This is a genomic window from Kitasatospora sp. NPDC004289 (assembly GCF_053602875.1).
Genome location: NZ_JBSGEL010000157.1, coordinates 1 through 3,837, shown reverse-complemented (window position 1 = coordinate 3,837; position 3,837 = coordinate 1). Strand labels below are relative to the sequence as shown.

General features: G+C 75.0%; 3 protein-coding genes. 1 reads left to right on the top strand and 2 read right to left on the bottom strand.

The genetic code is table 11. From position 1 onward, the window contains the following. Positions 1-358 precede the first annotated feature (358 nt). Positions 359-1,555, top strand: coding sequence for a type III PLP-dependent enzyme (locus tag ACWEPF_RS39580; protein WP_452176481.1), 1,197 nt, complete (start codon positions 359-361; stop codon positions 1,553-1,555). A gap of 69 nt (positions 1,556-1,624) precedes the next feature. Here ACWEPF_RS39580 and ACWEPF_RS39575 read toward each other — a convergent pair whose 3' ends face one another. Further along, the gene (locus tag ACWEPF_RS39575; RefSeq protein ID WP_452176480.1) at positions 1,625-2,197 is read right to left on the bottom strand and encodes a dihydrofolate reductase family protein; all 573 of its coding nucleotides are present in this window, start codon (positions 2,195-2,197) and stop codon (positions 1,625-1,627) included. Positions 2,198-2,277: 80 nt separating this feature from the next. Next, positions 2,278-3,837, bottom strand: a 1,560-nt coding sequence (locus ACWEPF_RS39570; protein WP_452176479.1) for an alpha/beta hydrolase, incomplete at its 5' end; no start/stop codon positions are given.

Genomic DNA, 3,837 nt, shown 5'->3' with positions numbered 1-3,837 from the left:
GCGCGACGGCGCGCCAGTGCAGCGGCGCGGGGCCGCCCGGCGAGGCGGCCACCCGGGAGCCGCAGGCGGTCAGCGGGAGCAGCCCGGCCAGGGCCAGGGCCGTCGGGAGGATCGCGCGCGAACGGTGCATCCCCCGATCGAAGCAGACGCCACCGGCCCGGGCAGTGACCGGCCCCACAGCGGGCGTAACGGTCCTGTCCCGGACTGCCGCGCGGGCAGCCCGAGTTGCCTGTTCGGGCAGTACCCCCGAGTAGCCGTCCATCGGCCCGGGCGGAGGTTGACACCGCAAGTTGGTCTAGTCCATTTTGGAAATCAAGGGCCAGGTGCCGTGAACGATCCCGGCCTTGGGGGAAGGCACATGACGAAACATCAGACGGAGCGGCCGGACCCGGCGGCCCTGTCGGCCGCCCTGGCCGCTGCCGAGCAGGACGTCCTGCTCTTCGACCTGGCCGGGATAGCCGCCCAGTACGACGCGCTGCGGCGCGAACTCCCGGACGTGGACGTCCGGTTCGCGCTCAAGGCCTGCCCGGTGGACGAGGTGCTGGCCACCCTGGCCGCCCGCGGGGCGGGCTTCGACGCGGCCGGCCCGGGCGAGATCCTCCAGGCCCTGCGGACCGGCGTCCCGGTGGAGCGGGTGCACTTCGGCAACACGGTGAAGTCCGACCGCTGCATCGCCGAGGCGTACGCGCTGGGCGTGCGCGACTTCGCCACCGACAGCCTGGCCGACGTGACCGCGATCGCCCGGCACGCGCCCGGGGCCCGGGTGTTCTGCCGGCTGGCCACCGACGGGGCCGGGGCGCTCTGGGGCCTCAGCCAGAAGTTCGGCTGCTCCGCCGCGGACGCCGTCGAGGTGATGGCGGTGGCCCGCGCCTCCGGGCTGGTCCCGTCCGGCCTCTCGGTGCACGTGGGCTCGCAGCAGATGACCACCGAGGCCTGGCGCGACGCCTTCGACGCGCTGGCCGACGTGCTGCGGGCGCTCGGCCGCCGGGGCATCCACCCCGACCACGTGAACCTGGGCGGCGGCCTGCCCGCGCTCGGGTACCTGAACCGCCGGGGCGAGCGGCTGGAGCCGCCGCTGGACAAGATGTTCACGGTGATCCGGGAGGGGATGCAGCAGCTCACCGAGGCCGCCGGCGCCCCGCTCGGCTTCCGGCTGGAGCCCGGCCGCCACCTGGTGGCCGACCACGGCGCGATCCGGGCGCACGTGGCCCGGCTGTCGGTCCGTCAGCAGCTCGACGGCGAGCGGCAGGCCTGGCTCTACCTGAGCTGCGGCAAGTTCAACGGCCTGTACGAGATGGACCAGCTGCAGTACCGCCTGGAGTTCCCCGGCCACTCCCGGGGCCCGCGCCTGCCCGCGGTGGTGGCCGGCCCGACCTGCGACAGCGACGACGCCTACGCGCACCGGGAGGGCCCGGTCTCGGTCCCGGCCGCGCTGGCCTCCGGCGATCCGGTCTGGATCCGCTCCTGCGGCGCCTACGCCACCAGCTACACCACCCTGGGGTTCAACGGCTTCCCACCGCTGCCGGTCGCCTTCGTGGGCGCGGACGGCACCTAGGACCGCCGAACGGCCCCGCCCGTGGGGGGACGGGGCCGTTCGGCAGCGGCACCGGCGGACGGGCGGCCGTCAGCGGACGACGTCGAAGACCTGCTTCTGGACGCCGTTCCCGTACGCCGCGTACTCCACCAGCTTCAGCTTCTGCACGTCCTTGTCGGCGTCGCTGAAGAGCCGCTTGCCGGCGCCGAGCAGCAGCGGGAAGACCAGCAGGTGGTAGCGGTCGATCAGACCCGCGTCGGAGAGCGCCCGGCCCAGCGAGGCGCTGCCGTGCACGATGATCGGGCCGCCCTCGGTCTCCTTCAGCGCGGCCACCTCGTCCAGCGAGCGCAGGATGGTGGTCTCGCCCCAGGTGTCCACCAGGTCGTCCGCGCCGAGCGTCGTGGAGACCACGTACTTGGGCATCGCCTTGTAACCGGCGAACTCCGCCATGCCGGGCCAGACCGGGCTGAACGCCTGGTAGCTCACCCGGCCGAGCAGCAGCGCAGCGGATTCCTCCTGCTCGCGGCCCTTGATCTCGTAGGCCTCGGGCAGGAACTCGACGTCCTTGAACGTCCAGCCGGAGTTGCGGTAGCCGGGCTCGCCGCCGGGGGCCTCGACGACGCCGTCGAGGGAGACGAAGGCGGTGCTGATCAGGGTGCGCATCGGGACCTCGGAATCTGACGGACGATCACAGGCTGCCCAGCGTAGCCGCGGTGACCGACAGGAGCCCGGTGCCGCCGCCGTCAGCAGGTCGTTCCGGCGGCGACCGGCCGCAGCTCGACCAGGTAGGCGTCCACCGCGTCGGTGACGCACCGGTTGCTGCGCCCGTAGGCGGTGTGGCCCAGGCCGCGGTAGGTGAGCAGCATGCCGCCGGGCAGCTGGGCCGCCAGGCTGTGCGCCTGCTCGTAGGGGGTCGCGGCGTCGCCGGTGGTGCCCACCACCAGGACGGGTGCGAGGCCCTCGGCCGCCACCCGGTGCGGCTTCAGCGAGCCGGCGGGCCAGTTGCGGCAGTTGAGGTAGGCCAGCACGGTGGAGGTGCCGTAGGTGCCGGAGTCCCGGTACGCCTCCTCCAGCAGGCCCCAGTACGCCCGGGGGTCGGCGGGGTGGGGCGTGTCGAGGCAGTTGACCGCGGTCAGGACGTCCCCCGAGTTGTCCCGGGGACGCTCCTCCCCGGGCTGCGCGGTGCCGGGGTCCTCGTCCCCGGCCGGGCCGTTCCCCGCGAGCTCGGCGAGCTTGGTGCCGTCGCCCCGGCGCGCCGCCGCGAGCCCTTCGGAGAGGTCCTTCCACTGGGCCTCCGGCGTGTACATCGCCGCCGTGACGGCGCCGAGCACGGCCGACTCGTCGAGCCGCTCGGTGCTGCCCTTGATCCGCAGCCCGTGGGCGGCCGCCTTGGCGTAGGTCTCCTCGACGGTGCGCCGGATCCCGTCCGGGGTGGTGGCGGGGCAGGCGCCCGCGACGATCCGGGCGCAGTTCTCGGCGTAGTCGTCGACCGCCTTCCTGAATCCCCGCGCCTGGCTCAGGATCCGCTGCCGCCAGTCGAGGTCGGGGTCGACGGCGCCGTCCAGGACCATGGCGCGGACCCGGCGCGGGAACTGCTCGGCGTAGAGCGTGCCGAGGTGGGTGCCGTAGGACCAGCCGAGGTAGGTGAGCTTCTCGTCGCCGAGCGCCGCGCGGAGCACGTCCAGGTCCCGGGCGGCGTCCGGGGTGCCGACGTGGGGCAGGATCGCGCCGCTGCGGGCGACGCAGGCGGCGGTGGTGCGCTCGGCGTCCGCGAGCGCGGCCGCGCGTTCGGCGTCGGTGCGCGGGTACAGGGGGACGGCGCTCTCCTCCGCGCCCTGGCCGTCCGGCGCGGTGCAGTCCACGGCGGGCCTGCTGCCGGCCACGCCGCGCGGGTCGAAGCCGACCACGTCGAAGTGCGCCCGGGCCGCCGTGCCGAAGGAGTCCGCGCCGCCCGACCTCATCAGCTGCACGCCGGAGCCGCCGGGGCCGCCCGGGTCGAGGACCAGCGAACCCTTCCGCCGGCCCGGGTCGGTGGCGGCGGCCCGGGCCAGCGGAAGGGTGAAGGTCCGGCCGTCCTGCGGCCGCTCGTAGTCCATCGGGACGGTGAGGGTGGCGCACTGCAGGTCGCCGCAGGCGGTCCAGCCCAACTTCTGCCCGTAGAAGGCCTTCAGGGCCGGCCGCTCGGCCGGTTCGGTGCCGGCCCGGCGGACCACCAGCGGCCCGTTCGCCCCGCCGGGCGCCGATCCGTCGCAGCCGGTCAGCGCGGTGGCGGCCGTCGCGGCCAGGGCCAGGGCGGCGGCGCC